Annotated in this window: 30 protein-coding genes; 15 read left to right on the top strand and 15 right to left on the bottom strand. The window is 55.7% G+C overall.

Annotated elements, in window-relative coordinates; all coding sequences use genetic code 11:
* Positions 1-80: 80 nt before the first annotated feature.
* The 15 genes from CI807_RS01275 to CI807_RS01205 form a co-directional block, all read right to left on the bottom strand.
* Entirely contained in the window at positions 81-2,048 is a 1,968-nt protein-coding gene (locus CI807_RS01275) for a DNA topoisomerase III (protein WP_016978867.1), read from the bottom strand.
* A gap of 208 nt (positions 2,049-2,256) precedes the next feature.
* Complete coding sequence (locus tag CI807_RS01270; protein ID WP_016978866.1) at positions 2,257-2,727, bottom strand: single-stranded DNA-binding protein; 471 nt, start codon at positions 2,725-2,727, stop codon at positions 2,257-2,259.
* A complete protein-coding gene (locus CI807_RS01265; protein WP_016978865.1) occupies positions 2,724-3,242 on the bottom strand; it encodes a DUF3158 family protein in 519 nt (172 codons plus the stop codon). Before CI807_RS01265 ends, CI807_RS01270 begins: the two co-directional genes overlap by 4 nt.
* A complete protein-coding gene (locus CI807_RS01260; RefSeq protein WP_016978864.1) occupies positions 3,239-3,994 on the bottom strand; it encodes a PFL_4669 family integrating conjugative element protein in 756 nt (251 codons plus the stop codon). The genes CI807_RS01265 and CI807_RS01260 overlap by 4 nt, the downstream gene beginning before the upstream one ends.
* Positions 3,995-4,213: 219 nt before the next feature.
* On the bottom strand, positions 4,214-5,404 hold the full coding sequence (locus CI807_RS01255) for an STY4528 family pathogenicity island replication protein (protein ID WP_016978863.1): 1,191 nt from the start codon (positions 5,402-5,404) through the stop codon (positions 4,214-4,216).
* Positions 5,401-5,949, bottom strand: a complete 549-nt coding sequence (locus tag CI807_RS01250; protein ID WP_016978862.1) for a DUF2857 domain-containing protein — start codon at positions 5,947-5,949, stop codon at positions 5,401-5,403. The genes CI807_RS01255 and CI807_RS01250 overlap by 4 nt, the downstream gene beginning before the upstream one ends.
* A complete protein-coding gene (locus tag CI807_RS01245; protein WP_095013549.1) occupies positions 5,946-7,532 on the bottom strand; it encodes a ParB family protein in 1,587 nt (528 codons plus the stop codon). The genes CI807_RS01250 and CI807_RS01245 overlap by 4 nt, the downstream gene beginning before the upstream one ends.
* 14 nt (positions 7,533-7,546) lie before the next feature.
* Entirely contained in the window at positions 7,547-7,756 is a 210-nt protein-coding gene (locus tag CI807_RS32050; RefSeq protein ID WP_080589277.1) for a hypothetical protein, read from the bottom strand.
* 85 nt (positions 7,757-7,841) lie between these two features.
* The gene (locus CI807_RS01235) at positions 7,842-8,684 is read right to left on the bottom strand and encodes a ParA family protein (protein WP_016978860.1); all 843 of its coding nucleotides are present in this window, start codon (positions 8,682-8,684) and stop codon (positions 7,842-7,844) included.
* Between the two features lie 4 nt (positions 8,685-8,688).
* A complete protein-coding gene (locus CI807_RS01230; protein ID WP_016978859.1) occupies positions 8,689-8,919 on the bottom strand; it encodes an AlpA family transcriptional regulator in 231 nt (76 codons plus the stop codon).
* A 113-nt stretch (positions 8,920-9,032) separates the two neighbouring features.
* The gene (locus CI807_RS01225) at positions 9,033-9,779 is read right to left on the bottom strand and encodes a hypothetical protein (RefSeq protein ID WP_016978858.1); all 747 of its coding nucleotides are present in this window, start codon (positions 9,777-9,779) and stop codon (positions 9,033-9,035) included.
* A 318-nt stretch (positions 9,780-10,097) separates the two neighbouring features.
* Positions 10,098-11,531 carry an NAD(P)(+) transhydrogenase (Re/Si-specific) subunit beta gene (locus tag CI807_RS01220; RefSeq protein WP_016978857.1) on the bottom strand — a complete coding sequence of 478 codons (1,434 nt, stop codon included), beginning with the start codon at positions 11,529-11,531 and terminating at the stop codon, positions 10,098-10,100.
* Positions 11,531-11,851 (bottom strand): NAD(P) transhydrogenase subunit alpha, encoded by a 321-nt coding sequence (locus CI807_RS01215; RefSeq protein WP_003187417.1) that lies wholly within the window; start codon positions 11,849-11,851, stop codon positions 11,531-11,533. Before CI807_RS01215 ends, CI807_RS01220 begins: the two co-directional genes overlap by 1 nt.
* A gap of 15 nt (positions 11,852-11,866) precedes the next feature.
* Positions 11,867-12,988 (bottom strand): Re/Si-specific NAD(P)(+) transhydrogenase subunit alpha, encoded by a 1,122-nt coding sequence (locus CI807_RS01210; RefSeq protein ID WP_016978855.1) that lies wholly within the window; start codon positions 12,986-12,988, stop codon positions 11,867-11,869.
* Positions 12,989-13,741: 753 nt separating this feature from the next.
* A complete protein-coding gene (locus CI807_RS01205; RefSeq protein WP_016978854.1) occupies positions 13,742-14,392 on the bottom strand; it encodes a flavin reductase family protein in 651 nt (216 codons plus the stop codon).
* A gap of 149 nt (positions 14,393-14,541) precedes the next feature.
* Here CI807_RS01205 and CI807_RS01200 point away from each other — a divergent pair, with 149 nt between their 5' ends.
* From CI807_RS01200 to CI807_RS01130, 15 genes are all read left to right on the top strand, one after another.
* Positions 14,542-14,781 carry a dihydrofolate reductase family protein gene (locus CI807_RS01200; protein ID WP_256262539.1) on the top strand — a complete coding sequence of 80 codons (240 nt, stop codon included), beginning with the start codon at positions 14,542-14,544 and terminating at the stop codon, positions 14,779-14,781.
* 219 nt (positions 14,782-15,000) lie between these two features.
* Positions 15,001-15,600 carry a DUF4863 family protein gene (locus CI807_RS01195; RefSeq protein WP_016978852.1) on the top strand — a complete coding sequence of 200 codons (600 nt, stop codon included), beginning with the start codon at positions 15,001-15,003 and terminating at the stop codon, positions 15,598-15,600.
* A 47-nt stretch (positions 15,601-15,647) separates the two neighbouring features.
* Positions 15,648-16,826 carry an ABC transporter substrate-binding protein gene (locus CI807_RS01190; RefSeq protein ID WP_016978851.1) on the top strand — a complete coding sequence of 393 codons (1,179 nt, stop codon included), beginning with the start codon at positions 15,648-15,650 and terminating at the stop codon, positions 16,824-16,826.
* A 55-nt stretch (positions 16,827-16,881) separates the two neighbouring features.
* On the top strand, positions 16,882-17,490 hold the full coding sequence (locus tag CI807_RS01185; RefSeq protein ID WP_025999937.1) for an NADPH-dependent FMN reductase: 609 nt from the start codon (positions 16,882-16,884) through the stop codon (positions 17,488-17,490).
* Complete coding sequence (locus tag CI807_RS01180) at positions 17,487-18,404, top strand: branched-chain amino acid ABC transporter permease (RefSeq protein ID WP_038844280.1); 918 nt, start codon at positions 17,487-17,489, stop codon at positions 18,402-18,404. The genes CI807_RS01185 and CI807_RS01180 overlap by 4 nt, the downstream gene beginning before the upstream one ends.
* A gap of 4 nt (positions 18,405-18,408) precedes the next feature.
* Positions 18,409-19,362 carry a branched-chain amino acid ABC transporter permease gene (locus tag CI807_RS01175; protein WP_050572401.1) on the top strand — a complete coding sequence of 318 codons (954 nt, stop codon included), beginning with the start codon at positions 18,409-18,411 and terminating at the stop codon, positions 19,360-19,362.
* Positions 19,359-20,111: an ABC transporter ATP-binding protein gene (locus CI807_RS01170; RefSeq protein ID WP_016978848.1), complete on the top strand. Its 753-nt coding sequence runs from the start codon at positions 19,359-19,361 to the stop codon at positions 20,109-20,111. Before CI807_RS01175 ends, CI807_RS01170 begins: the two co-directional genes overlap by 4 nt.
* Positions 20,108-20,818: an ABC transporter ATP-binding protein gene (locus CI807_RS01165; RefSeq protein ID WP_016978847.1), complete on the top strand. Its 711-nt coding sequence runs from the start codon at positions 20,108-20,110 to the stop codon at positions 20,816-20,818. The genes CI807_RS01170 and CI807_RS01165 overlap by 4 nt, the downstream gene beginning before the upstream one ends.
* A 178-nt stretch (positions 20,819-20,996) precedes the next feature.
* Positions 20,997-22,499, top strand: coding sequence for a 2-hydroxymuconic semialdehyde dehydrogenase (locus CI807_RS01160; RefSeq protein WP_050572400.1), 1,503 nt, complete (start codon positions 20,997-20,999; stop codon positions 22,497-22,499).
* 11 nt (positions 22,500-22,510) lie between these two features.
* A complete protein-coding gene (locus CI807_RS01155) occupies positions 22,511-22,903 on the top strand; it encodes a RidA family protein (protein WP_200864483.1) in 393 nt (130 codons plus the stop codon).
* Between the two features lie 10 nt (positions 22,904-22,913).
* Positions 22,914-23,705: a 2-keto-4-pentenoate hydratase gene (locus tag CI807_RS01150; RefSeq protein ID WP_025999934.1), complete on the top strand. Its 792-nt coding sequence runs from the start codon at positions 22,914-22,916 to the stop codon at positions 23,703-23,705.
* 5 nt (positions 23,706-23,710) lie between these two features.
* Positions 23,711-24,655 carry an acetaldehyde dehydrogenase (acetylating) gene (locus tag CI807_RS01145; protein WP_016978843.1) on the top strand — a complete coding sequence of 315 codons (945 nt, stop codon included), beginning with the start codon at positions 23,711-23,713 and terminating at the stop codon, positions 24,653-24,655.
* Positions 24,656-24,659: 4 nt separating this feature from the next.
* Positions 24,660-25,691, top strand: a complete 1,032-nt coding sequence (gene dmpG, locus CI807_RS01140) for a 4-hydroxy-2-oxovalerate aldolase (protein ID WP_200864481.1) — start codon at positions 24,660-24,662, stop codon at positions 25,689-25,691.
* Positions 25,691-26,470 carry a 2-keto-4-pentenoate hydratase gene (locus CI807_RS01135; protein ID WP_016978841.1) on the top strand — a complete coding sequence of 260 codons (780 nt, stop codon included), beginning with the start codon at positions 25,691-25,693 and terminating at the stop codon, positions 26,468-26,470. The genes dmpG and CI807_RS01135 overlap by 1 nt, the downstream gene beginning before the upstream one ends.
* Complete coding sequence (locus tag CI807_RS01130) at positions 26,467-26,898, top strand: RidA family protein (protein ID WP_016978840.1); 432 nt, start codon at positions 26,467-26,469, stop codon at positions 26,896-26,898. The genes CI807_RS01135 and CI807_RS01130 overlap by 4 nt, the downstream gene beginning before the upstream one ends.
* Position 26,899: the final 1 nt, after the last annotated feature.

Genomic DNA, 26,899 nt, shown 5'->3' with positions numbered 1-26,899 from the left:
CTGGGGCACTACAGCAGAGAGGGTGGGACGACGTCAAGGCAGAGAACTCACCGTTCTCCTGATGATCGTCCCATGGCACATCATGAGCGACGCGTATCTTTACTGATCGACACAGTGCCCTTGCAATCTGGATAGCGGGAGCATGACCAGAACGGCCCTGATTTTCCCTTTCGCCTAAGCATTGAGGCGTTGCACATGGGGCAGCCCGGGCCGGCTTCGACCGGTACCGCCAAAGTGAGCGAGCGGTAGTGTGCGACCAATTGCGCAATCCAGTTCGCCTGCTTGGCGACGAACGCATCCAGGGTCAGACGTCCCGCTTCGATTTCGTCCAGCGCCTGTTCCCAGATCGCGGTCATACCAGGATCCGCGACTGCAGCGGGTACCGCCTCGATCAGAGTATGGGCCGCTGCGGAGGCCATTAAAGCGCGTTTTTTCTTCAGCAAATAGCCGCGTTCAATCAACCCCTTGATGATGCCGGCTCGCGTGGCTTCGGTACCGATACCGGTGGTGTCCCGAAGTTTTTGTTTCAGGCGTGGGTCGTTGACCAGCTTGGCCACGTTTTTCATCGCCTTGATCAGATCGCCTTCGGTAAGAGGTTTGGGAGCGGCAGTGCGCATGGACTTGAGTTCGACATCGTCCACTGCGCAGTGCGTGCCCTGCTTCAAGATGGGTAATACTTGGGATTTTTGACTGGGCTCATCCTCCTCGATGTTTTCGGTGAGCAAGCCTTTCCAGCCCTGGACCAGGATTTGTTTGCCGACAGCAGCCAATCGCTCTTTGCCACACTCCAGTTCGACCTGGGTACGATCAAACTCATGGTGCGGAAGAAACTGCGCGAGGTAGTGGCTACGGATCAGTTCGTAGACATGGCGTTCTTGTTCGGACATCCGCACCAGATTTGCCGGCTCGGTGGTGGGAATGATGCCGTGGTGCGCGGTGACCTTGGTATCGTTCCATACGCGGGAGCGTAATGATCGATCCAGGCACCCAAATGCAGTTCTGAGTGCAGGATCCGTTTTAAGCAGGGCATCAAGTACCGTGGGTGCCTCGTTGAACATATTCTCTGGCAAATAGCGGCAATCGCTGCGGGGGTAGGTGGTGGCTTTGTGGGTTTCATACAGGGTTTGGGCGATGTTCAGGGTTTCCTGAGCGCCGAGTCCCAGCTTGCGTGAGCAGACTTCTTGCAGTGTGCTCAAGTCGAAGGGCAGGGGCGGCGGTTCGCGGGAGTGCTCAGTCTGGAGCGAGACCACTGTGGCGGTCTTACTGCTAGAGATCGCTTGGACGGCCTGACTGGCAAGCGCCTGCTGCAGGCAACGACCTGCCTCGTCCCGTCCTGAACATGGCGGTAACCACGACGCGATGAATCGCTGGCCATTCGACGATAGGTGCACTTCAACATTCCAGTAAGGTACCGGGACGAAACTGGCAATGGCACGATCCCGATCGACCACCAGACGTAAAGTGGGTGTCTGGACGCGTCCCACTGACAATACGCCATCGTAGCCTGCCCGCCGACCGAGAAAGGTAAATAAACGACTGAGGTTCATGCCAATCAGCCAGTCGGCGCGGCTGCGGGCGAGGGCGGAGTGATAAAGCGGGAAGGTCTCCTGACCTGATTTCAGCGAGGACAATGCTTTGCGAATCGACGCCTCGTTGAGGGCGGACAACCAGAGGCGCTGAACGGGTCCTCGATACCTGCAAAGCTCCATCAATTCGCGGGCAATCATTTCACCTTCGCGGTCGGCGTCGGTCGCGATGATGACGGTGGTAGCGTCACTGAGCAGGCGTTTGATGACCTTGAACTGTGCCGCTGTCTTGGGTTTGACCTCGACCTGCCAATGCACGGGAATGATCGGTAGATGATCCAGCGACCAGGATTTGTACTGATCACTATAAGCTTCAGGTGGGGCTGTCTCCAGCAAGTGGCCAATACACCAGGTGACAGTGGAGTCGGCGCCGATCAGGCAACCATCACCGCGCCGGGTGGCTCCGAGTACTTTGGCAATGTCCCGACCTTGGGAAGGTTTCTCGCAGAGGAAGAGAAGCATAGAACTGCTCCAGATTGAGTTCGGAGCAGCGTTATTGGAAACAGCAGTGGCGAGATATGAGAAACCTGAATGGCAGGTTCCTCATATTAGTCGGAGAGGGCAGCCTTAAATGGTCGAGGCTGCTAGCCCATTGCAACTGACCGGCAGTATGGCGCTTCACGAGCAGAGTGTAATGACGGGTCAGCAACTTCGCGCAAAGGTGCAATTTTTATGCCTGAGTCTGTCCGTCAGACGTAGGCGGCCCCCTGCGTTTCTTGGATTTCGACGCCGGTGAACTGGTCGGCTCTGTATTTTGAGAGGCCGCCGGTTCACTGGAACGCTCGCGCATGACCACGCCGTGTACCCGGTGAGGCAGAATACCGACTCGACGGGCCTCGATCTTGAAGGTTACCCGCGCGTTGTCTTCGCTGTCCTCCCACTCATCGCGCACGGTACGACCTTCGACCAGCACGCGCATGCCTTTCTGGTACAGCGTGCTCCAGTGTTCAGCCTCACGGTGCCAGAGCTCAACCGGCGCCCAATAACCGCCTCGATCTTCATAGCTGCCCTCGCGTGGGATAGGGTTGTCGAAGTACACATTCAGCCGTAGCAAACGCCGTGGCTCGTCATTGCCTGAGGCGAATTCCTGGAACTCTGGCGCACTGCCGATATTGCCTTCGCCAACGAAAAAAGTACTCATTGTGATACCTCCACTGCGGGTGTGAACTGGCGCAGCAGCCGTTCGGCACTGGCCATATTGATCGCGCAGGTCGAGGCCTGGCGGTAGAGCGAATGCACCACGCTCATCTGCAGGTTCAGTGCAATGCGGTTGCATTCGAAACGGTACAATCCTTCGTGTACGGCCAGCGGCAGGGCGTTGTTGCTCACCTGGCGTTCCCAGACCGCCACCCCCATACGGGCAAAGTCACGGGTGCGCCAACGCAAAAAGGTGCTGCCTGCGCTGGTGTTCTGCAGCACTAAACGAATGTCCAGCAGCGAGTAAGGGGGCTGTCCGGCCTGCTGCACCACAGCCTCCATCAGGTGACGTAACTGCGCCTCGATTTCCCTCGCGACCTGCGCCAGGTGCTCCAACTCCCCCTTACCCTTAAAAGGTTTTAAAAGGCCTTTTAGGGAGGCTGCGTGTTCGAGCTGTCGATAGGCATCCGGTGTTAACGCTTTGAAGGGCATTGGTTGAGCCGGGATCATGGGATTCATGCGTCGTCCTCCGGCTCATTGACTGTCGCAGACGACGCTCCCACGTCCTCTGCCAACGCGTCGGCGTCATCCACTGCCACCGCACTACGGCGAGTGATTGGCGGCGCGAACTGGGAGCGGCGATGACCCTCCAGGATGTCCATCGGGGGCAAACCCATCTTCTCGATGGCCGCAATGGCTCGGGCGTTGTTCGCCGCCATGTCATCGCGTGTGACGCCGGCATGCCGATAGCGCTGGGCCTGGCCGAATAGGCTGCGCAGCAGATGGGCGCCATCATCGATCCAGGCTTCCATGTCCCTGCGACCGATCAACGCGGTGTGATGAGACAACAGGGCACGACGCACCAGGGTGTCGTAGTCGGTCAGCAGGTAGACCGCCAGAAAACCCAGCTGGCTGCCGATGTACAACGGCAAGGTGACGGGGTGGATGTTGAGGTTGTCGCTCATGTCGATCTGTGTCGGCAGGTCCTGTCTGATTCGGTCCAGCTGTTGGGTCAGCTCCAGCATCCCAGCCTTGGCCTGCATCAGTTTTTCTTCGAGTTGCACGATGGCCCAGTCCGCATAGGGATCGTCCTGGGCCGCGGTTTGTTTGATCAGGTTGGTGACACTGATGTAGCCGGCCATGCCCATGATCGAGTGGACGCCTTCACGTGCGGCCCGACCTTGCCAGATACGCGCGGCGTGGTGAGTGTGCAGGGTCAGGGTGATGCTGCTGCGCAATGAACCCAGATTGAGTTGATAGTGATCGGCCACGGTGGTGTCCTCGCATCGGCTTGGACGGAAACGTTGCGACAGATGAGGGTTAAGGGCAGCCAAAAAGCTGAATGAGGTCTGTTCGGTTTGGTTTGAGAAGGCTAACTATGGAGGCGTCAGTGGGAGGAGATGTTTCAGCTTCTCCCGAAGAGTTTCATAGTTTGGTCCGACATGTTCGTAGAGTGGACCTCCATGGATTTGATGCCACTGGCATCAAATCTACTGACGTCCACCGTGTTTGCCACGCAGTTGGCGCAGTTCATTCAGGCACGCTTGGGCCAGGGCTGACGCGGGTTCGCCCTGTCGTCGAGATGGCCGCGAGGGGGCGGGTGGGGGTGGTTCTGCAATGGGTGACGGTTCGGCCTGACCTGCCCAAGGACGAAAGTCACCTTTCAGCGCACGCTGGATCAGGCCCATCAGATACGCCGCTGGCTTGCGGATACCGCCGGCCAAACAGCGTGCTCCCGCTTCGTTGAGCACCGCCTGACGATCCGCGGGTTTGAGCTTGTTCAGCGCCACGGCGACGGCCTGACGCTCGCTTGGGTTCAGGTGCAGTGCAGCGGGCCAGTGCAGGTTATCCACCGCTGGGGTCGCGCGCGGTACAGTACAAATACTTTCTTTTAATACAGTACAGGCGGCGTTCGGATTCCGAACGGTGCGGGAAACACTGGCGTTCAGACTCGGTTCGGAATCCGAACGAGGGCCTGCACGATTCCGAACGAGGGCATCTTCCCCCCGTTCGGAATCGTGCAGAGCGGCATCGGTCGCCTGATCCAATTCTGGCTGCGTCCAGTGTTCGCCCCAGCTGTCGAGCCGTGTCGGTAGTCGACCCTGCTCGATGTCCGTGTCCTGGCGGATTTCTTCCATAATGTGCTGGGCGACAATGCGCACAGCCTTGGTTGCATGGCCGAGGGCATGTCCGACCAGCGCCAGGTAATCCTGATCCAGTTCCATGGCTTCGGCGGGGGTTAACGGCTCATCGTGCAGAACGTACAGAGAACCTTGAAGGCGTCCGCTGAGCTTATCGCGTCCGCGACTCACCAAGCTGAGCCAGCGTGTCAACCTGAGCATCGTCAACACGCGAGCAATGGTTTCACGGGAGGATGACGCACTGTAGGGCACGCTCGACAGGTAGGGCTGCAAATCCTCATAGCGCGGCGTGACCACGCCTTGGCCTTGCAGCATGAGGCGAAACACTTGCCAGGCATTCCGTTCCAACGGCGTCAGCCGATTGTCCAACAGCAGGCGACGTGGCACGACTTCGTGAGATTGGCCACTGAACATAAAGCCAGCCTGCAGAGCCTGGTTAGACGGTGGTTCGGCGGTAGGGCGTGCGGGCCAGCGTTCACTCAACTGCTGGGTGCATTGCTGCAGGACACGCTGCCAGCGGCCGGAAGGGACAGTGTTCATGTTTCGTTGCTGTAATGGTCGATCTGCTGCCACACGATGGTCAAGCTGATCTGTTGCTCCTCCGCTAGCATCATCATGGCGTCGAGCTGATCCTCGGTACCGTAGTGAGCGCGTAGCTGGCACCATCGCTGCCAGAGCGCATGTTCCTGCGCTTCGCTCAAATGCTGAGGGCGGCCCTTACGGGTTTCTATCTTGAGCAGACGTCGGCGCAGGGCAGTTTCCGAATGCGCCAAGCCGAAGCACTGATACATGATGGTGCTGCTGGCGCCTAGCTTGAGCGCCCGGTTGATCAAGCGCTCATTCTGTTCGTCACGTTCGGCTTGCTCAATCAACCGGTGCAGCACCGGCGAGTCAATCTTGACCTCAACCCAAGGTACGGTGGCATGGGCCAGGCGCGACAGGGTGGTGGGCGGTAAGGATTGCAACAAGTAGATGTCGTCTTCACCCAGGCCGAGTGCCTTGCAGCGCTGCAGGTTACCCAGGCGTAGCTCATGCAGCACCTGGGTCAGCATGGCCTGGTTGAGCACATTGAAGGACAGGTTCATGGCAGCTCCTTCGGCGAGTCATCTTCAGGGGTAAGCGTTAAGTCGATCAGGCGCCGGGCCAAACGAATTAACCGATACAGTTTGATGAGAAGACCGTCGGGCAGTCGTTCCAGTCCCACATCCACAGGGGGACGATCAGGCAGCGGGAGTTGATAGACCCCCAACAACAGCTGGCCGAACAGGGCTGAGGGCAATTGTTTGCGATCCTCCCAGTTGACGTCGTCTTGAGCGCGCGACAGGGCCAGGAGCAGAAGGTGAACGCTGGTTGCGCGAGGCGTGCCAAGATCAACTCGCTCGATGTTGAGGGCGAAGCCCAAGCCAAGCGGCTGACCGATGATGCTCTCGGGGTCTCCGGCATAAGAGGCCATTTCCCGCGCCAGTGTGGCAATGGCGGATCGCAGTTGTTCGGGGCTATCCAGTGCTGGTGCGATGGTCCAGATGTCGTCGATCGCATAGGTGTCGACCGGAGATGCTGTGTCGGTGGCTGTCTCGCGATCGATCTGTTCACGAATCTGTTGAACGCGTGATGGAGGACTGACCGCTGATACGACGTTCGTTCCAGTCGGTGTAAGCAATTCCTCTCGCGTTGGTTCGGTCTGGGGTCTGGCATCCGTTGATTGGGAATGGGGCTCGGAGGAGGGAGCTCCTGCCGTGGCGACATCAATGCTCGGCAGATGGCTGTTCTCCGAGGGCTTGGTGAGGACAACGGCCGGCGTCGAGATGACCCGCTGGGTATCGCTCAGATCCAGGACCAACATACGGTAGGACTGTCCGAGCAAGTGGCTCATGCGCTCCAGCAGTTCATCCTGGATTTGCTCAAGGTCGAAGGACTCGGGGTCGGTATCGAAATAGCACAGGGTATCGAGCCAAAAATCGGCGAACGCAACGGTAGCGGTTGAATAACGGTTCCAGGTTCGTTCGGCCTGGCTTCGCAGACCGATTAGGCGTTCGATCTGGGGCTTGCCCAAACCGGCATACAGGGTTTGTGGAATGGCGGGCAATAAGTGTTCGAGGGTGTCGAGCATCCGGCTGATGTGCGACTGTGAAATAGGGTAACCCCCAGCGGCAAGACGTCGTGCCAGTTCACGTTGCGAGAGCATAGCGCCATCTGCTTCGAGCATTGTTTTGAGTTTGGCCACCGCCAGAGCCCGTTCGATGAAGGTGAGTTGGCCGTGCAGATCGCTTTCGGCCAGATGGCCGAGTAGGGCGGTGATTTCATTGCTCCAAGGCCGGAACAGGCAATGAATGCGGAAGAAGCGCTCGTCGTGGGTTTCCTGCCACAGTTCGCCGAGGATCGCCAAGCGGGTATTACCGCCATTGCGGATGATGAAATAGGTTTCACCCGGGCGACGGGTAATCGGTGGCGGTTGGTCCAGCCCGCGTTCACGGATCGAGGCCTTGATATCGTCGTAAAGCGGATTACGGATGAAACGCGGGTTGTGTTCGTAGGGCCGCAACTGCTCCAGGGTGACCAGCATAGGTGTCTCAATTACTGGATCGGACAGCCGCTCCAGTTCTGGACCCGGAGGGAAGTGGTCCTGGTGCAGCTTGTCGGTGATTTCCTCCTGACTGAGCTTCTTCATTTGAACTGCCTCAGTTAACGCCAGTTACGCAAATGGTCACTGACCTCGAATTTCACGATCTCGGCAGTCCCCGAACCTTCGAAATGTCGGGAAAGCTCTGCGAGGAACCAACCCATAGCCGAGTGTCCACGCTGCAGGCGAAAGACCACAGTGCAGTACTCCTCGCAAGGTGAGGGGTGTGGTCGAATAGATGGTTGAACGATGATGGGAAGTTGACCCAACATTAAAAGACTCCTAGCCAACCGCTGTTGGCCTCAAGGTCGAACAAACAAAATGACTTGGCGAGAAATGCCAGCCTGGTGCTTCGTCTCACTGAGCCTCCGCGCATCTGGTCATCGTAGAGATCGCCTCGCGCCATTTCGGAAACAACTCAATGGCCAGCGCTTGCATGGTTTCCAGCGCTGATGGCGAGCGTCGTTCACGTGATCGGCGCGTCTCGATTCGGTGGACCGGCAAACCGAGGGAAGCGGCATTGAGATACGCCACTCGGTCCGGGATTACGGTGTCTAGCACCGAGATATTGGTAGCCCCAGCGAAAGTCTTGCGCAGGCCACGGATGATCATCCGGTTGTCGACTCGAATGGCATTCACTTGGTTCAAGAGCAGTCGCAATGGGGGCGGTGTAATTCCCAGGAGGCGGAACGGTTCGAGCTCACTGAGCAGCTTCAAGGTGCCGCGGTGCAGTTCGCGAGCGGCGAGCATTTCCGGCGTGATGGGAGAGAGGGCGAGATCGGAGGCGAGGATGGCCATCTCCAGCAGCACGCTACGTGCGCCCTGAGTGTCAATCAAAAGCAGGTCATAATTGAGACGGAGATTGTCGAGCAGATTGCGCAGACGTAATCGCCCGTCGGGGGCGTGCAGCAGCAATGTATTCAGTCGGCCTTGATCGTCGTTGGAGAGGATCAGATCGAGCCCTGCAATTACTGTCCTGGAAATAATCTGGGCAGGAGTTCTTAGGTTGAGTGCGATGAGCTCGTACGCACCTGCATCAGCCTTCTGGCTCAAGGCGTAATAGCTGGAGAGGGTGGGTTGGCTATCCAGATCGAGCAGCAGGACGCGGACGCCGGCATCAGCCAATAGACCGCCGAGATTGGCGGCTACTGTGGTTTTACCCACGCCCCCTTTGGTGGAAACCACCGATACCACACGCATGGCATCAGGCCTGGTGACCTAAGCGTTCAACAATCCACTGCTCGATCTCCTCTGAGTCCCAGCCGACTGCGCGCATGCCAATACGTTTGGCTTGAGGAAATTTGCCTTCCTTCATCAGATTGTAAATGTGCGCACGCTTGAAGCCGGTTTTTCGCTCCACCTCGTCTCGGCGCATAATGTGGCGTTCAGTACTAGCTGAGGCGCTACTGGGGGACGTTACCAACGGATCTTTCATGACAAACACTCCATAGCAAATATTGGCTTGATGAGGATGTGAGTGGCATTCAAAATCACAATGAGATGAAAAGCACCGCGAATTACGATAAGCAGGACCGCAATTTTCGGTGCCTAATCGTTGTTTTCATCGGTGCGTCTGGCTGCTGCGAATCTTTCTTCAAGAGTGCGCTTGTTAAACCCAGGTTTGCCTTCATTTCGTGCTGTGAGAACAGAAATAATGGAAGCTTGGCTGACGAAGCTGGAGTAAGACTTGCCGCCTGGGGATTTACCTAGTAGTAGGCTGATGAGCGCGCCGATGAGACGCAGGTAAGAACGCTCAGATCGTTCATTTGGTTCCATGGCACTTTTGCGGTGCAGTATTAATTTTGCGTTTTCACGACGCAACAAATCACGCTCTTTCGTTAATTCTTGGAGGAGGCCTCGTGTGCGTTCACGCTCAGCTTTACAGATGTCTAACTCAACGAGCAACGCCTTATAAACTTCGATGGTGTGCGGTGAGACTGACTGTTTTTCGGATTCGTCAAAGATGAAGTTCGGCTGTTCTGCTGGATGGTATTCGATAAGCCAACGTTTGAGATCATTATGTCGAATTGTCAGTAGCGGCTGCTCTATCGTTTCACCTGAACTAACCGTCACCCCCATACATCCATAAGCTAGCTCCTGGTTACGGATTGCATCGTTTAGCAATTCTAATTTTTCTAAAAGGCCAGGCCATGATGCTAACGTCCGTTCCAAAGGAAGCAAATCTTCGATTTTGCTAAGAATTTTTGCTTCGACGGGCATCATTTCGCACCATCTGATCGCAATCTCGATGGGACGATAGAAAAGTTTCTTGTTGGCCTGATTGTCCCCATCCATTGACAGTACCAGTTATCTTCCTTGTTTAAGGTGCAGAAGTCAGCCGACGCCTTAGTGAGTGGCGAATAACCGCGCCACCGGGGCCGAACAGGTTTATGCAGCCAGTAGGAGTCAGAGTCTCATCGAATGGCATGAAAAAAACCAAACCGATCAGAGGAGCTCCAGAATGTCGACGGCGCATACGCAAATCAGTTGGCGGTACCATAGATCATACCTGCCTGGGATACCTAAGCTACTACCATCTCCAATGAGATTTTCAAGAAAGCAGATCGGCCTCATATCGCCCGACAAATCGGGCGAAAATGAAGCAGAGGTTATTTACTCGACGGCTTTGACCATGTCTTCGATGACTTTCTTCGCGTCGCCGAAGACCATCATGGTTTTGTCGAGGTAGAACAGTTCGTTGTCCAGACCGGCATAGCCGCTGGCCATCGAGCGCTTGTTGACGATGATGGTCTTGGCCTTGAACGCTTCAAGGATCGGCATACCGGCAATCGGTGATTTCGGATCGTTCTTCGCGGCCGGGTTGACCACGTCGTTGGCCCCGAGCACCAGCACTACATCGGCCTGACCGAACTCGGAGTTGATGTCTTCCATCTCGAACACCTGGTCGTAAGGCACTTCGGCCTCGGCCAGCAATACGTTCATGTGCCCTGGCATCCGCCCGGCCACCGGGTGGATCGCGTACTTCACGGTGATACCACGGTGGGTGAGCTTCTCGGTCAGTTCCTTGAGCGCATGTTGCGCGCGAGCAACCGCGAGGCCGTAACCCGGAACGATGATCACAGTGTCAGCGTTGGTCAGCAGGAAGGTCGCGTCGTCAGCTGAACCGAATTTCACCGGACGGGCTTCCTTGGCGCCGGCAGGACCTGCATCGACTGTGTTGCCGAAGCCGCCGAGCAGCACATTGAAGAACGATCGGTTCATCGCCTTGCACATGATGTAGGAGAGAATCGCACCGGACGAACCCACCAGCGAGCCGGCGATGATCAGCATCGAGTTGTTCAGCGAGAAGCCGATACCCGCCGCTGCCCAGCCGGAATAGCTGTTGAGCATCGACACCACCACCGGCATGTCCGCGCCGCCGATCGGGATGATGATCAGCACGCCCATCACGAAGGCCAGGGCCAGCATCAGCGCGAAGGCACTGAGGTTGCCGGTCAACATGAAGGTGATGCCCAGGGCCAGCGTCGCCAGACCCAGCAGCAGGTTGAGCTTGTGCTGACCGCTGAACTGTACCGGTGCGCCCTGGAACAGGCGGAACTTGTACTTGCCCGAGAGCTTGCCGAAGGCGATCACCGAACCGGAGAAGGTGATTGCGCCGATGGCCGCGCCAAGGAACAGCTCCAGACGATTGCCCGCCGGAATCGAATCGCCCAGCTGCTTGACGATGCCCAGGGATTGAGGCTCGACAACAGCAGCAATCGCAATGAACACCGCCGCCAGACCGATCATGCTGTGCATGAAAGCGACCAGTTCCGGCATCTTGGTCATTTCAACGCGCTTGGCCATGATCGAACCGGCGGTGCCGCCGATCAGCAGGCCGACGATGACGTAGCCGATCCCGGCAGTCGCGAGCTCAGCGCCCAGCTTATAGATGAGGCCCACGGTGGTGAGAATCGCCAGGCCCATGCCGAGCATGCCAAACAGGTTGCCGCGCCGCGACGTGGTTGGGTGCGACAGGCCTTTGAGGGCCTGGATGAAGCAGATCGACGCGATCAAGTAGAGCGTCGTTACGAGGTTCATGCTCATTACTTCGGCGCCTCTTCTTTTACTTTCGGAGCTTTTTTCTTGAACATCTCAAGCATTCTGCGGGTGACCAGGAAGCCACCAAACACGTTCACCGCCGCCAGAGCCACCGCCAGGGTGCCCATGGTCTTGCCCAGTGGCGTCACGGTCAAAGCCGCCGCCAGCATGGCGCCGACGATCACGATTGCCGAAATCGCATTGGTTACCGCCATCAACGGCGTGTGCAGTGCAGGTGTAACGTTCCAGACCACGTGATAACCGACATAAATCGCCAGCACGAAGATGATCAGGTTGTAGATACCGGGGGAGATAAGCTCTTCCATCGTCTGAATCCCTGTTTAGGCGTTCTTGCGGATGACTTGGCCGTCGCGGCACATCAGGCACGCGGCGACGATGTCGTCTTCGAGGTTGATCTGCAGCTGCCCTTCAGGGGTGAACAGCAGCTTCATGAAGTCCAACAGGTTGCGCGCGTACAGCGCGGACGCATCTGCGGCGACCATGGCCGGCAGGTTGGTATGACCGATGATGGTCACGCCATGCTCGATCACCACTTGATCAGCTACGGTCAGCGGACAGTTGCCGCCTTGCGCGGCCGCCAGATCGATCACCACCGAGCCTGGCTTCATCTGCGCAACGGTTTCGGCACTGAGCAGGACCGGGGCCTTTCGACCGGGGATCAACGCCGTAGTGATCACGATGTCAGCCAATTTGGCGCGCTCGTGAACCGCGACTGCCTGGCGCTGCATCCAGCTGGCAGGCATGGGCCGGGCGTAACCGCCGACACCCACCGCAGCCTCGCGCTCTTCGTCGGTTTCGTAAGGCACGTCGACGAACTTGGCACCCAGGGATTCAATCTGTTCTTTCACCGCAGGACGCACATCCGAGGCTTCGATCACCGCGCCCAGACGCTTGGCGGTGGCGATGGCCTGCAGCCCCGCTACACCGGCACCCAGAATCAGCACGCGAGCTGCCTTCACCGTGCCCGCAGCCGTCATCAGCATCGGCATGAAGCGCGGATAGTGATGGGCGCCGAGCAGCACGGCTTTATAGCCGGCGATGTTGGCTTGCGAGGACAGCACATCGAGGCTCTGCGCGCGCGAGGTGCGCGGCGCGGCTTCCAGGGCGAATGCGGTAATTCCACACTCGGCCATTTTGCCGATGGTCTCGTTGTTGAACGGATTAAGCATGCCGACGACAATCGTGCCGCTCTTGATCTGGGTCAGCTCGCTGTCGCTGGGGGCGACGACCTTGAGAATCAGCTCGGCGCCGAAGGTATCAGTGGCACTGCCAATGGTTGCGCCTGCCGCTTCATAGGCACTGTCGACAACGCTGGCGTTAATGCCGGCGCCGCTTTGCACAGTGACCTTATGACCCTGGCCGATCAGCTTCTTGATGGTTTCTGGGGTTGCAGCAACCCGTGTTTCACCCGTCTGGGTTTCGAGAGGAACACCAATGTGCACGTCAAATCTCCTGTTGAGCTAATCTTCTTGTATTTTGGGATGCCAGCGACTAACAGTATTGGAGGTGAGACTGGGCTGAATTTCCCTGACACAGCATGCAGGCAGACGTAACCTCTTAAAGGCAGTATGTTTTTTCTGGTTTCTTACTTACACAACAATTCGATTTTAAGTAATGTTCACATGAAGAATCGGGATCTTAAAGATGGGCTTGATTTATGAGTATTCCAATGGTGACATTTTAGACACGGCCCGATGTCTATGTTGCACGGAATATGAGCAGTAGCAGGTTATCCTAAAAATTTGACATGTTCCAATTCTAAGGCTGGTGTCGTGTATAACTATTGGTAATAGTGGTATGTGTAACGTGTGTTTCCCCTGTGACATGAGGTCAACACCAACAGGATAGTACCGAAAACCAAAAGGATACGGTTTAATGAAACCTGAACATGGGTGAGATAAAATATCAATTATATGCGGGTTGCTTGATCGGAAAAAACCGCTACAACGGCCGTTGAGAGCATAGTTGACGTAGTCATTAGGCGCTGTTCGTATCATTTGTAGTCTGGCTAGGGGCAGCCAACCCATGCAGGTCGTTGCCCGTTGTATTCTTGAGATACGCAGACAAAAGGTACTCTTAGGTTGTATTGAGAATGCCTTTAGTCTGCGTAGGATCAGGTATTTGCCAAGAGAGGGGCAAGATAAAAGGTGCGTAATGCGGTTCGGGTACTTTGGACGAAAAACTTACGACTGGTGTCACTCTCTCGGTTTACCGGCTGAAGGCAAGAATGTTGGTACGGTTAGACGTACACGATCAGTAGTTCGGCAGTAGTTTGGTCCGCCGAGCCGTCCGTACGGTTCAAAGCGATCCACTCGAACCCTAAGTTTCTCTTCGTCGATTAAGTCTTCACGAAAATACATCGCGACAATTTCACCAAATACGATGGAGCGCCGTGTCGAAAACTCGAGAATTTTATACAGCTTGCATTCCCAAGCGATGGGAGCATCGGTGATGCGCGGTACATCAATCGAGGTAGAAGGAGTCAAGCCAAAACCTACCGTGTCTGCTTCTGAGATGTGAGAGGGAAAATCACTGCCGCACAATACCATTCGTTCGGCGATGGTCTCGTCAACCATGTTGACTACGAATTGCTCGCGCTCGATGATATTTTTCAGAGTGTCTTTCTTTTCACCTGGGCGATGACTCTCCTCACCATAGTGATCGACAGCAATAACAAACAGAGGGGGATCTTCGCCCATATAATTGAAGGCACTATAAGGTGCCGCATTGCACAACCCTTCGCTGTTCAAACTTGTCACCAGCGCAATGGGGCGGGGGCCCACGCTCCCGGTAATCAGCCAATATTTTTGCATATTGGTCAGTTCCGACATGGCTATGTGCGTCATGCGTATCTCCAGTTTCGCGCTCTCGCGCCACACGATCAACTAATTATTGTAAGAAGCAACATTACCAACTAGGTTGGATTTTAGCTTTTGAATATTACAAATTCCAATGAGAATGCAGGGAGTTGATATAGCCATTGGTAATAGCAGAGATGGGTTCCTTCGGTCTGGGTAGGCCTAGGTTTGGAGTCGGCATCAAGCGCCTGACCGTCGAAGGCGGTCCGCACGTCAGTGGCTCGTACGTGAACGCCGGGCTGGTAGATGAAATCAGTGTGCTGATTCTGCCCCTGGTCGATGGCTGCGGAGCGCATCTGGCGTCGTTCTCATCGCCACTCCGGAGTTTTGGTCCAATCGAAAATCATTCTTACCTTTTTGATGATTGGCATGGGTGATGGATTCTGTCGTGTCAGAAGTATCGCATGCGCTACGGTATGCGCATTCTCAGGTTGGTGATTTTGATTCATTTGTGTGCATTGATGGTGAAAGGCGGTCTGGCTATTACCATTGGTAATGGTAGGTCACGACATCTTGATTTGTCCTTGTTTTTTTAACGCCATAAACTGAATTTCGCCAGCCTAATTGCCTTTGTCTTTACCGTTGCATGGAACCTTATGTACAAAGCTTTTAATGGCAAGGTAATCTTTTTAATGCAAGGAGTCATTATGTCCATTTCCCCAGTGACAATGCCAAGCTCGCAGGAAAAAGGGGACGTTCTGCCATCAGGGCCGAGTAAGCCCGAGATGATGGCGGCAGTCGCCTCGGTATTGTCCTTTCTTAAAGACAAGCCGTTGGATGAGCAGTTGGAAATCGAGCTCAATCAGCGTTTCGGTGCAACCTCTGAGGTGTATTCAGAGCTGCTTCGGCTGTTGCGCGTGGGTATAGAGGAAGGCTGGGCCTGCTACGCCGAAATCGACGGTCCGGACTATCGCCGCGGGCAACTGGCCAAGTCGACTGAGAACGCTAATGGTTACAGCGTAGAGACCGGCATGTTGAAGAACGTGTTGGGCAACTATCACCTTCACCCCCAAGGCGAGATCAACATGATCGGACCGGAGGACGATGGTGCAACCTTCTGTGGCAACGGTGCAGGATGGAAAGTGTTCGCACCCGGCAGCCAGCATTTTCCAACAGTTAAAGGTGGCAAAGTCACAATGCTGTTCTTTCTCCCAGGTGGAGAAATTGAATACATGGATCCCCCACGGCATAAGTAATAATTTTATTTAATAGCCTCCCAATAATTATAAAAGAAGGACAGGTGATGAATAAGTTCGCGGCGTTCGCGTTACTCTCTGTGTTGACCATGACCATGACCATGACCATGACCGTGCAGGCGGCTGACAGCGTAAAAATTGGTTTTGTCAGTACGCTGTCCGGCCCTCTTTCTGGGTTTGGGCTTGAGATCCGTGATGGCTTTAATCTGGCGTTAAAGACGAGCGGGAACAAAATCGGCGGAATACCCGTTGAAGTAGTGGAAGGTGATGATCAGGCGAGTCCCGATGTTGGCAAGCAATTAGCCGACAAAATGATCAAACGAGATAAGGTTGATTTCTTGACCGGTATTGTTTATTCGAACGTCATGCTGGCCGTGGGGCCGCCTGCCTTTGCATCTAAAACCTTTTATATCAGTGCGGCAGCGGGGCCGGCGGCGTTTGCCGGTGAGCGTTGCAATAAGTACTTCTTTGGTTTGTCTTGGCAGAACGATGGGCAGAGTGAGGCGGTGGGCAACTACATGACTACCAATCACTATAAGAAAGTATTCATTATTGCGCCAAACTACACGGGCGGCAAAGAAAACCTCGAAGGGTTCAAGCGTTTCTTCAAGGGTGATGTCGCTGCAGAGGTTTATGTGAAGTTGGGGCAGTTGGACTTCGCCTCGGAGCTCGCACAAATTCGCTCGACCAAACCGGATGCGGTGTTTTTCTATCTGCCAAGTGGTATGGGCATCAACTTCATCAAACAGTATGTGGGTGCCGGCCTGGATAAGGAAATTCCCTATTTCTCGACGGGTCACTCGGCTGATGAAGACGTGATTGCTGCCGTGGGTGCCCCCATCGTTGGTCTCAAAAACGCTTCGCACTGGGCCTGGGATTTGAAAAACCCACAAAATGATGCCTTCGTTGCAGACTTCAAAAAAGCCTATGGCCGAATCCCGACCATGTACGCCTTTCAAGGCTATGACGTGGTCCGGCTTCTGGACAGTGCTGTGAGAGACGTCAAAGGCAATTTGACTGATAAAGAAGCACTGCACACCGCCTTGATGACCACTGATTTCAAATCGCTTCGTGGCAATTTCAAATTTAATACCAATCAGTTCCCCATGGACACCTTCTATCTGCGCGAGGTGCAGAAAGACAATGCCGGGCTGATCACTAACAGAACTATCGCGACGATTTTCGACAATCACGCTGACGCCTATGTCGGTGCCTGCAAGCTTTAGCCCCGTCATCAGTGACGCTTCATTCAGTACACCTTGACTAAACGGAAAGAACCTTATGAAACCAACAAATAAAATATTGGCGTTTTCCGGCAGTACCCGAAAAGCCTCGTTTAACGTTAAATTACTGAATCTCGCCGTGGCCGCCGCGCAGGAACACGGCGCGCAGGTCACGCACATCGATTTGCGTGAATTTCCGCTGCCGATCTATGACGGCGATCTGGAAGCGACATCGGGGGTCCCGGAGAACGCCGTACAATTGCGCGAACTCCTGCTGACCCACGACGGGTTGCTAATTGCGTCGCCGGAATATAACGGATCGGTGAGTGCACTGTTGAAGAACACCCTGGACTGGTGTTCCAGGCCTGCCAACGGCGTCGAAGGTCTGGCGCCGTTTCGCGGTAAAGCGGTTGGCTTGATGGCGGCGTCGCTCAGCCCATTCGGCGGCCTGCGTGGGATCATCGACTTGCGTGGAATTATGGCGAAAATGGGCGCTGTGGTTTTGGCCGAAGACGTCGCGATCGCTTCTGCGCAAAACGCGTTCGATCCGACGGACGCCTTTGTCGATTCCAACACTGCGAAGCTGGTCGATCAATTTACGTCGAATCTCATTGGTCTAGTCGCGAAACTGCACCCGAATACTGACGCGTCCAAGGTTGAGCGATGAGCACCCTGATCATTGAGGAAGCGCTGAATGGATTGCAGTTCGGACTCATGCTTTTTCTGCTGGCAGCGGGGTTGACCTTGGTGTTCGGGATCATGGACATGATCAACCTGGCCCACGGCTCGCTATACATGATTGGGGCTTATTTGACCGCGACTGTGACTGACGCGAGCGGTTCTTACTTCATCGGCGTACCTGTGGCGCTGGTGGCAACTGCGATCATCGGAATGGTACTGGAGGTGAGCCTGTTCCGAAGGCTGTACCGACGGGATCACTTGTCCCAGGTGCTGGCGACCTTCGCTCTGATTCTGATCTGTAACGAATCGGTACGGATGATCTGGGGGGCTCAGCCGATCCCACTCAATACGCCGGTTGCCTTTACGCATCCTGTCGAATTGATGCCCGGCCTGCAGTACCCGGCGCAGCGATTAATGATTATCGGTGTGGGATTGGTGGTCGCGGTTGCCATGTACTTCCTAGTGGCCAAAACCCGCTTGGGTATGTGGGTACGGGCTGGGGCTTCGAATCGCGAAATGGCGACCAGCATGGGTGTGAACATCAAATGGTTGTTCACCGCCGTGTTCGGCATCGGTGCAGCGCTGTGCGCCTTGGCGGGCGCAATGCTCGGTCCATTGTTGGCGGTGCAGGTCGGGATGGGTGAAAGCATTCTGATTTTGGCCTTCGTGGTGGTGGTCATCGGAGGTATCGGCTCGATTAGGGGGGCATTTGTCGGTGCCCTACTGATCGGTGCGGTCGATACCCTGAGTCGCTCGTTGCTACCGCTGTTACTGAGCAAGTTTCTGTCGCCGGCGGTGACCTCCTCGATTGGTGCAGCCGTGGCCTCCATCATCATTTATGTTCTTATGGCTGCCGTTTTGTTCTGGAAGCCACAAGGCCTGTTCCCTGCGCGTGGGTGACCCTATGACCTCGACCCTTCACCACAGCGTTCGGCTCGGCGTGGCTGCCGTGGCGCTACTTATTTTGCTGGTATTACCTTGGGTAGCCAGTGTGCTGGATCAGACGTTTTACATGACGTTCGCCACTCGGATCATGATCTTTGCCCTGGCCGCCACCAGCCTCAATCTGGTCCTGGGTTTCGGCGGTCTAGTGGCGTTCGGGCACGCCGGTTTTTTCGGGATTGGCGCTTATACAGTGGCCATTTTGATGGACATGGGCATCAGTTCCGCCTGGACTGCGTGGCCGGCCGCAGTGGCGATTAGCGCCGCGTGCGCGCTGCTGATTGGGCTGATTTCACTACGCACCCGCGGCGTGTATTTCATCATGATCACCTTGTCGTTCGCCCAGATGCTGTACTACATCTTTCAATCTCTGGCCGCATTTGGTGGTGATGACGGCATGTCCCTGGCTGGGCGTTCGACCCTGCCACTGGGACTTGATCTATCATCTGACGTCACTTTCTACTACGTCGTGTTATTGATCTCGGTGGTGGTGATGTTCGCCGTGCAACGTACGGTCAACGCGCGCTTTGGACGGGTACTGCAGTCGATTCGCGAAAACGAATCGCGAATGGAATCCATCGGCTATCCGGTGTTTCGCTTCAAGCTGGTGGCCTTCACCTTGTCCGGCGCACTGGCAGGTTTGGCCGGTGCGCTGGTCGCCAACCAGAATGGCTTCATCAGTCCTAACCTGATGCTTTGGACCCAGTCCGGTACGCTGATGATTATGGTGATTATGGGGGGGGTGGGTTATTTGTATGGCGGTGTTTTCGGTGCAGCGTTGCTATTAATATTGGAGGAGACGCTGTCCAACTACACAATTCATTGGCAATTGCCATTAGGCGTCATTCTTCTGCTGGTCGTGCTGTTTGCACAAACCGGCATCGCCGGAATATTTAGCAGGAAGGTGTCCTCATGAACCAGCCGCTCCTGGAAATCCGCAATTTGGTAAAACGCTTTGGTGGCCTGGTCGCCACCAACGGCACCAACCTATCCATCCATAGCGGTGAAATCCATGCACTCATCGGCCCGAACGGTGCCGGCAAGACCACACTCATTCATCAGATTTCCGGGGCGCTGAACTCCGATGAAGGGACGATGATTTTCGACGGTGTCGACATATTCGACATGCCCATGCACAAACGCGTGGCGGCTGGTTTGGCTCGGTCTTATCAGATCACCAGTATTTTTAAAAAACTGACGGTGTTGGATAACGTTGCGCTGTCGGTGCAGGCACGCAGTGGCAGCAGTTTTCGGTTTTGGCGAGCGGCTATTTCCGAGGCTGCGTTATTTAACGAAGCCCACCAGATCCTCGAACAGGTTGGTTTATCGTCGAAGGCCAAAACCATCGCCGGCAGTCTGGCCCACGGTGAGCAACGGCAACTGGAATTGGGCATCACACTCGGGACCCGCCCAAAATTGTTATTGCTCGATGAACCCATGGCCGGTATGGGCCCTGAAGACTCGGAAAAAATGGTGGAGTTGCTCATGGCGCTTAAGGGTAAATCGACCGTGCTGCTCATCGAGCACGATATGGCTGCGGTGTTCCGGCTCGCCGACCGAATGTCCGCGCTGGTTTATGGTCGAGTCATTGCCACCGGTGTGCCGAACGCTGTGCGGGAAGACCCTGAAGTCAAAAGAGCTTACCTTGGCGAGGAGGCGGTATGAGTGCGATCCTTGAAGTCAGCAACGTAGAAACTTCTTACGGCGAGAGCCAGATTCTGTTTGGCGTGAGTTTGAAGATCAGGGAAGGTGAAATGTCGACCTTGCTCGGCCGCAACGGCATGGGCAAGACTACCAGCGTGCGCTCTATTTTGGGACTGACGCCGGTCAACTCGGGATCAATTCGTTTTCGCGGTGAATTGATCGAGCGCAAATCGGCGGACGCCATTGGGCGCAAGGGTATTGCGGTGGTGCCAGAAGGGCGGCATATCTTTCCGAACCTGACGGTGAAAGAAAACCTGGTGGCCTTTGCCTGTAATCGCAACAAATCCTCTGAGCCATGGACGCTGGACAAGGTCTACAACTTTTTCCCACGGCTGGCTGAGCGCGAGCGCAACATGGGTTCGCAGCTGTCTGGTGGCGAACAACAAATGTTGGCCATCGGCCGTGCGCTGATGACTAATCCTTACTTGTTGATACTGGACGAAGCGACTGAGGGCCTGGCACCGCTGATTCGAGATGAAATCTGGGCTTGTCTCCACGCGTTGAAAAAAAGCGGGCAGACCGTGCTGGTGATCGACAAATACGTCGAGAAGCTAATTGCTCTGGCTGACCATCACACCATTATCGAAAAGGGCCAAGTCGCCTGGCAGGGTTCTTCAAAGGAACTGAGTCTGGACAAAGGCCTTTGGCAGCGATATTTAGGCGTCTAGATACCATCAATAGTTCTATTTTAGTGGAGTTGGCCAGAGGGTTGCTCCTGGGCCAGCTTCGCTTTTTTTTAGGTGGCTATTACTTTCACGAATAAATGACCGTGATCTTTTGAATTTGGTTTTCTACGCATATCGATAAAATAAAACCATCTTGCAACCCCCTGCAGAGCAGAAAACTATGAATACCTTATCGAATCAAGCATCACGTGTTGTGCCTGGCACCGTGCCTTGTCAACTGCTTAATTATGTCGACGGTAACTTTGTTACTTCTGTCTCGAGTTTCGCCAATATTAATCCGGTGAATGGCGAACTTGTTTCCAATGTGTTCGAGGCGGATGCGAAGCAGGTCAGCGATGCTGTTGTTGCTGCGCAAAAAGCGCTGAAAGGCCCGTGGGGGAAGCTGAGCGTCCATGACCGTGCGGCGGTGATTCACAAAATCGCTGATGGCATCCAAGCTCGATTCGAGGAGTTCGTGGCGGCGGAAGTGGCCGACACTGGTCGTCCGGTTCATCAGGCGCGGACCCTCGATATTCCACGTGCCATCGCCAACTTCCGGACCTTTGCCGATTTGGCGAAGACCAGCAACACCGACTTGTTTGAGATGGCTACAGCGGACGGTGCGGGCGCGCTGAACTACACCGTGCGCAAGCCGTTGGGTGTGATTGGGATTATCTCGCCCTGGAACTTGCCGCTGCTGTTGTTTACCTGGAAAGTTGCGCCGGCTCTTGCCTGCGGTAATACCGTGGTCGCAAAGCCGTCGGAAGAATCGCCGTCGTCTGCCACTTTATTGGCCGAAGTCATGCATGACGCCGGTGTTCCACCTGGCGTATTCAACTTGATTCACGGATTTGGTAAAGATTCGGCCGGTGAGTTTCTGACACAACATCCCGGTATCAGTGCCTTGACCTTTACTGGTGAGTCGAAAACCGGTTCGGCGATCATGAAATCGGTGGCCGATGGTGTCAAGGAGGTGTCGTTCGAATTGGGCGGAAAGAACGCCGCCGTGGTCTTTGCCGACGCCGATTTTGATGCCGCTGTAGCGGGTGTTTTGCGCTCTTCCTTTACCAACTCGGGACAAGTCTGCCTGTGTTCAGAGCGTGTGTACGTTCATCGTTCGATCTTCGACAAGTTTGTCGCGGCACTCAAGATTGAAACTGAGAAATTGATTGTGGGTTATCCGGATCAAGAAGGCGTCAGTATGGGCCCTCTGATTTCCCACGGGCATCGCGACAAGGTGCTGTCGTACTACCAATTGGCGGTTGAAGAGGGCGCCACGATTGTCACGGGCGGTGGGGTTCCTCAGTTCAACGATGAGCGCGATCAAGGCGCTTACGTGTTGCCGACGATCTGGACCGGGCTGTCAGACCAGGCGCGCTGCGTTACCGAGGAGATCTTCGGCCCGGTGTGCCACATCTCGCCGTTTGATGACGAGGACGAAGTCATTGGCCGCGTCAACGATAGCGACTACGGACTCGCCTGCGCCATCTGGACCACCAATCTTTCCCGCGCTCATCGTGTTTCCCGGCAAATCCATGTCGGCCTGGTCTGGGTTAATACCTGGTACCTGCGTGACCTGCGCACGCCTTTTGGCGGAGTGAAGCTGTCCGGTCTGGGCCGTGAAGGCGGTCGTTTCTCGATGGACTTCTACTCCGACATCGCCAACATCTGCATCAAGCTTTAAGGGGCATGGACATGCGTCGAACCCTGCAATCGAGCGCCATTGCTGCACCTCGTTTTCACTATTCGCCCTGTGTGGCGATCGGTAGCACCTATCAGGTCTCCGGAATGATTGCGTTGGATCCTGCCTCCGGTCAATTGGTCGAGGGTGGTCCCGGCGCGCAAACCAGCCGCATCCTCGCGAATCTGCAAAGTGCGTTGCCTGATTATGGATTGACCTTGGGCGATCTACTTATCGCTCGAATCTACACCACCCGTTTTGACGCATTCGCCGAGATCAACGCGGCCTGGGAAACCTTGTTTTCCGGCGGTTTGATACCGCCGGCAAGGACCAGTGTCGGCGTCAGTGCGCTGCCTTTGGGTGCCAGTGTCGAAATTGAATTTTCCTTCGTTAAATCATCACAGTGATCAAGAAGCCATGAAAAATAATATTGAACTCGCCGCGTCGAGGTTATGGCAGGCGGAGCTGGACGGAATACCTTGCGAGCCTGTCCGCGACTTGATCGGGATTGACGACGTTGAGCTGGCGTATGCCGTGCAGCAGATCAACACCGAGCGTCGGCTCAAAGAGGGTCGGCGTCTGGTCGGTCGCAAAATCGGCCTCACTTCCAAGGTCGTCCAGCAGCAGCTCGGTGTCGACCAGCCGGATTTCGGCATGTTGTTCGCTGACATGTGTCTGGCTGATGGCGAAGAAATCGCTAACCGCCGGGTGCTGCAAGCTAAGGTCGAGGCGGAAATTGCGCTGGTCATCGAGCGTCCTCTGGACCAGGGCAAACACACGATCGCTGACATTATCCGCGCTACTGCATTTGCTCTTCCGGCCATAGAGATCGTCGGCAGCCGTGTCGCGAACTGGGACATCAAACTCACCGATACCATTGCCGATAACGCGTCCAGCGGACTGTTTGTGCTGGGCTCGCGTCCGGTCAAGCTGGATGCATTCGACATCGTCGCCTGCGGCATGGTCATGGAACGCCGTGGCGATCAGGTCAGCGTTGGAATGGGTGCGGCCTGCATGGGCAATCCGCTGCTGGCTGCCGTTTGGCTGGCCGACACCATGGCGCGTCTTGGGCAACCGCTGCAACCAGGCGACATCATCATGACCGGGGCCCTCGGGCCTATGGTTGCTGCGGCTTCTGGCGATATTTTTGAAGCCAATATCCAAGGCCTGGGTCGCGTTCGCGCCTCCTTCGCCCCTGCGGAGGAGTAACAGACATGGACCAGAACACTCGGCTACAAGTTGCCATTATCGGCTCCGGAAACATCGGCACCGATTTGATGATCAAGGTCTTGCGTAATTCAAAACACTTGGCGATGGGCGCAATGGTGGGCATCGATGCAGCTTCCGATGGCTTGGCTCGCGCTGCACGGATGGGTGTTGCCACCACTCACGAAGGCATCAACGGTTTGGTTAACCTGACAGGATTCGAGCAGATTCGTATCGTGTTCGACGCGACCTCGGCCGGTGCACACGCCAAGCACAACGAAATACTGCAGCAGCACGGGATCAAGGTCATTGATCTAACACCTGCCGCTATCGGTCCTTACGTGGTGCCTGTGGTCAATCTGAGGGATCACCTGGCGAGCACCAACATCAACATGGTGACTTGCGGTGGTCAGGCAACGATTCCTGTGGTGCGCGCCATATCGCGGGTCACTCGGGTTCGTTACGCCGAAATCGTGGCCTCGATTGCCAGTAAATCTGCAGGCCCTGGTACCCGCGCCAATATCGATGAGTTCACCGAAACCACCTCCCATGCGATCGTCAGTGTGGGCGGTGCCGAACACGGTAAAGCGATCATTGTGCTAAACCCGGCCGAACCACCGTTGATGATGCGCGACACCGTTCTGTGCCTGGCCGAAGGCGATGCCGACACTAATGCGATCCGCGAATCCATCGAACAGATGGTTAAAGACGTAGCGGCTTACGTGCCGGGCTACCGCATGAAACAGGACGTGCAATTCGACACGATTCCCGCTGACAAGCCCATCAATATTCCGGGCGTTGGCCTGGTCTCCGGCATCAAGGTGTCGGTGTTTCTGGAAATTGAAGGCGCGGCGCATTACCTACCCGCGTACGCAGGCAATCTCGACATCATGACGTCTGCCGCGCTCGCCGCTGCTGAGCAGATTGCCGCCAACATGATCGCGGCCGGGTAGGGGTATGACTATGAATAGCGCCAAGAAAATCTTTATCCAGGACGTCACCCTGCGTGACGGCATGCATGCAATTCGTCACCAGTATTCGCTTGATCACGTCATGTCCATTGCCAAAGCACTCGACGTGGCGAAGGTCGATAGCATCGAAGTGGCTCACGGCGACGGGCTCGCCGGTTCAAGCTTCAATTATGGCTTTGGTGCCCACAGCGATCTGGAGTGGATTGAAGCGACCGCCTCGGTGCTCAAGTACGCCAAGCTCGCGACCTTGCTGCTGCCAGGCATTGGCACTCTTCATGACCTTGATGCTGCGTTCAAGGCAGGCGTGCGCACCGTCAGGGTTGCGACCCATTGCACGGAAGCCGATATCTCTCGCCAGCACATTGAGCATGCTCGCAAATTGGGCATGGACACGGTTGGTTTTCTGATGATGTCGCACATGGCGACTCCGCAGAAGCTCGCGGAGCAAGCCAAGCTCATGGAAGGTTACGGCGCTGAATGTGTGTACGTCGTGGACTCGGGCGGCGCCTTGTCGATGCAGGGTATTGCCGAGCGCTTCAAAGCCTTCAAAGACGTCCTTGACCCCTCGACCCAAACCGGCATGCATGCGCACCACAATCTGTCGTTGGGGGTCGCAAACTCGATTGTCGCCGTGGAAAACGGTTGTGACCGGGTCGACGCCTCGCTGGCCGGTATGGGTGCCGGGGCAGGTAACGCCCCGCTGGAAGTCTTCATCGCCGCCATCGACAAGTTGGGCTGGAACCATGGCACTGACCTGTTCACCTTGATGGACGCCGCTGACGATCTGGTACGTCCCCTGCAGGACCGCCCGGTACGGGTAGACCGTGAAACTCTCGCGCTGGGTTACGCCGGTGTCTACTCAAGCTTTTTGCGTCATGCAGAAGCAGCTTCGGCGCGTTATGGCGTTTCGGCCGTCGACATCCTGGTCGAGCTGGGCAATCGGCGCATGGTGGGGGGGCAGGAAGACATGATCGTTGATGTCGCCCTGGATTTACTGAGCAAAGGAGGGGGTAAGTGATGAGCAACCTGGACATTTATGCCATTTCAACGGCGCTTGATAACGCAGCCAGATACCGTGAAGAAATTGATCCGCTGACCCCGGTCCATGGGTTCAATCTGAATGAAGCATATGAGATTCAGCGGACGTCGATTGCTTTGCGTCATGCTCGCGGCGAATTGCCGGTCGGCATCAAACTGGGCTTCACCAGCCGCGCGAAGATGATTCAGATGGGCGTCGACAGCCTGATTTGGGGTCTTCTCACCGACGCGATGTTGTATGAAGAAGGAGCAGTGATTGACCTGTCTGACTTCATCCATCCGCGTGCTGAACCCGAAGTCTGCTTTTTGACCAAGCGTGACATCGACCGACCTCTGACGTTACTGGAAGCCTCGTCCTACCTCGAAGGTGTTGCCCCAGCGATTGAAATTATCGATTCCCGTTACCGCAATTTTAAATTCACGCTGGAAGACGTAGTCGCTGATAACTGCTCCTCCGCCGGCCTGGTGATCGGTGCCATGTCGCGCAATCTCACCGATTTGGCCAACTTGGGAGTGGCGATGCGTTTCAACGGCAGGCCCATGCAGATAGGCAGCACCGGCGCCATCCTGGGTGATCCGCTGCGCAGTGTCGTGCAGGCCTCGCGTTTGGCTGCACGCGCAGAAATGGTACTCCCAGCGGGGTCCTTGATTATGGCGGGCGCTGCCACCGCCGCTCAGGCGTTGACCGCCGGCACCCATGTCAGCGCAGAAGTTACTTCTCTGGGACGTGTCGAGTTTTATACGGGAGCGCGAGCATGAGTACTGAAGCGAAATTGGTTGAAGGAAAAGCCCTGCCCCGTGGAAAGTTTCCCCACGTAAAGCGTGCTGGCGATTTTCTTTTTGTTTCAGGCACAAGTTCCCGTCGCCCGGACAATACGTTAGTCGGTGTCGAAGTGGATGAAATGGGGACCACGCATCTCGATATCGTGGCGCAAACCACTGCGGTCATCGAGAATATTCGAGACATTCTTGGCAGTGTTGACGCGACGTTAGACGACGTGGTCGAAATATCGACGTACTTGGTCAACATGAACGACTTCGCCGGTTACAATCAAGTTTACGGCACGTATTTCGGTTATGAAGGCCCGGCGCGAACCACCGTCGCCGTGCACCAGTTGCCGCACCCACACTTGGTTATCGAAATTAAAGCTGTCGCCTATAAACCGTTGTCACAGAAGGGAGTTTGAC

Source organism: Pseudomonas sp. NS1(2017), assembly GCF_002269425.1.
Classification (GTDB): Bacteria; Pseudomonadota; Gammaproteobacteria; order Pseudomonadales; family Pseudomonadaceae; genus Aquipseudomonas; species Aquipseudomonas reactans.
The sequence above is the reverse complement of the archived record's forward strand: the minus strand, read 5'-3'. Positions and strand labels throughout refer to the sequence as shown.

What these genes read in the sequence shown, in the direction of transcription:
- CI807_RS01185 (WP_025999937.1), top strand. Translation starts at nt 16,882, where the DNA reads ATGAAACCAACAAATAAAATATTGGCGTTTTCCGGCAGTACCCGAAAA.
- CI807_RS01245 (WP_095013549.1), bottom strand. Translation starts at nt 7,532, where the DNA reads ATGAAGAAGCTCAGTCAGGAGGAAATCACCGACAAGCTGCACCAGGAC.
- CI807_RS01235 (WP_016978860.1), bottom strand. Translation starts at nt 8,684, where the DNA reads ATGCGTGTGGTATCGGTGGTTTCCACCAAAGGGGGCGTGGGTAAAACC.
- CI807_RS01225 (WP_016978858.1), bottom strand. Translation starts at nt 9,779, where the DNA reads ATGGATGGGGACAATCAGGCCAACAAGAAACTTTTCTATCGTCCCATC.
- CI807_RS01195 (WP_016978852.1), top strand. Translation starts at nt 15,001, where the DNA reads ATGTACAAAGCTTTTAATGGCAAGGTAATCTTTTTAATGCAAGGAGTC.
- CI807_RS01275 (WP_016978867.1), bottom strand. Translation starts at nt 2,048, where the DNA reads ATGCTTCTCTTCCTCTGCGAGAAACCTTCCCAAGGTCGGGACATTGCC.
- CI807_RS01165 (WP_016978847.1), top strand. Translation starts at nt 20,108, where the DNA reads ATGAGTGCGATCCTTGAAGTCAGCAACGTAGAAACTTCTTACGGCGAG.
- CI807_RS01215 (WP_003187417.1), bottom strand. Translation starts at nt 11,851, where the DNA reads ATGGAAGAGCTTATCTCCCCCGGTATCTACAACCTGATCATCTTCGTG.
- CI807_RS01145 (WP_016978843.1), top strand. Translation starts at nt 23,711, where the DNA reads ATGGACCAGAACACTCGGCTACAAGTTGCCATTATCGGCTCCGGAAAC.
- CI807_RS01250 (WP_016978862.1), bottom strand. Translation starts at nt 5,949, where the DNA reads ATGAACCTGTCCTTCAATGTGCTCAACCAGGCCATGCTGACCCAGGTG.
- CI807_RS01265 (WP_016978865.1), bottom strand. Translation starts at nt 3,242, where the DNA reads ATGAATCCCATGATCCCGGCTCAACCAATGCCCTTCAAAGCGTTAACA.
- CI807_RS01205 (WP_016978854.1), bottom strand. Translation starts at nt 14,392, where the DNA reads ATGACGCACATAGCCATGTCGGAACTGACCAATATGCAAAAATATTGG.
- CI807_RS01175 (WP_050572401.1), top strand. Translation starts at nt 18,409, where the DNA reads ATGACCTCGACCCTTCACCACAGCGTTCGGCTCGGCGTGGCTGCCGTG.
- CI807_RS01200 (WP_256262539.1), top strand. Translation starts at nt 14,542, where the DNA reads ATGGGTTCCTTCGGTCTGGGTAGGCCTAGGTTTGGAGTCGGCATCAAG.
- CI807_RS01170 (WP_016978848.1), top strand. Translation starts at nt 19,359, where the DNA reads ATGAACCAGCCGCTCCTGGAAATCCGCAATTTGGTAAAACGCTTTGGT.
- CI807_RS01230 (WP_016978859.1), bottom strand. Translation starts at nt 8,919, where the DNA reads ATGAAAGATCCGTTGGTAACGTCCCCCAGTAGCGCCTCAGCTAGTACT.
- CI807_RS01160 (WP_050572400.1), top strand. Translation starts at nt 20,997, where the DNA reads ATGAATACCTTATCGAATCAAGCATCACGTGTTGTGCCTGGCACCGTG.
- CI807_RS01150 (WP_025999934.1), top strand. Translation starts at nt 22,914, where the DNA reads ATGAAAAATAATATTGAACTCGCCGCGTCGAGGTTATGGCAGGCGGAG.
- CI807_RS32050 (WP_080589277.1), bottom strand. Translation starts at nt 7,756, where the DNA reads ATGTTGGGTCAACTTCCCATCATCGTTCAACCATCTATTCGACCACAC.
- CI807_RS01180 (WP_038844280.1), top strand. Translation starts at nt 17,487, where the DNA reads ATGAGCACCCTGATCATTGAGGAAGCGCTGAATGGATTGCAGTTCGGA.
- dmpG (WP_200864481.1), top strand. Translation starts at nt 24,660, where the DNA reads ATGACTATGAATAGCGCCAAGAAAATCTTTATCCAGGACGTCACCCTG.
- CI807_RS01270 (WP_016978866.1), bottom strand. Translation starts at nt 2,727, where the DNA reads ATGAGTACTTTTTTCGTTGGCGAAGGCAATATCGGCAGTGCGCCAGAG.
- CI807_RS01130 (WP_016978840.1), top strand. Translation starts at nt 26,467, where the DNA reads ATGAGTACTGAAGCGAAATTGGTTGAAGGAAAAGCCCTGCCCCGTGGA.
- CI807_RS01255 (WP_016978863.1), bottom strand. Translation starts at nt 5,404, where the DNA reads ATGAACACTGTCCCTTCCGGCCGCTGGCAGCGTGTCCTGCAGCAATGC.
- CI807_RS01135 (WP_016978841.1), top strand. Translation starts at nt 25,691, where the DNA reads ATGAGCAACCTGGACATTTATGCCATTTCAACGGCGCTTGATAACGCA.
- CI807_RS01220 (WP_016978857.1), bottom strand. Translation starts at nt 11,531, where the DNA reads ATGAGCATGAACCTCGTAACGACGCTCTACTTGATCGCGTCGATCTGC.
- CI807_RS01155 (WP_200864483.1), top strand. Translation starts at nt 22,511, where the DNA reads ATGCGTCGAACCCTGCAATCGAGCGCCATTGCTGCACCTCGTTTTCAC.
- CI807_RS01190 (WP_016978851.1), top strand. Translation starts at nt 15,648, where the DNA reads ATGAATAAGTTCGCGGCGTTCGCGTTACTCTCTGTGTTGACCATGACC.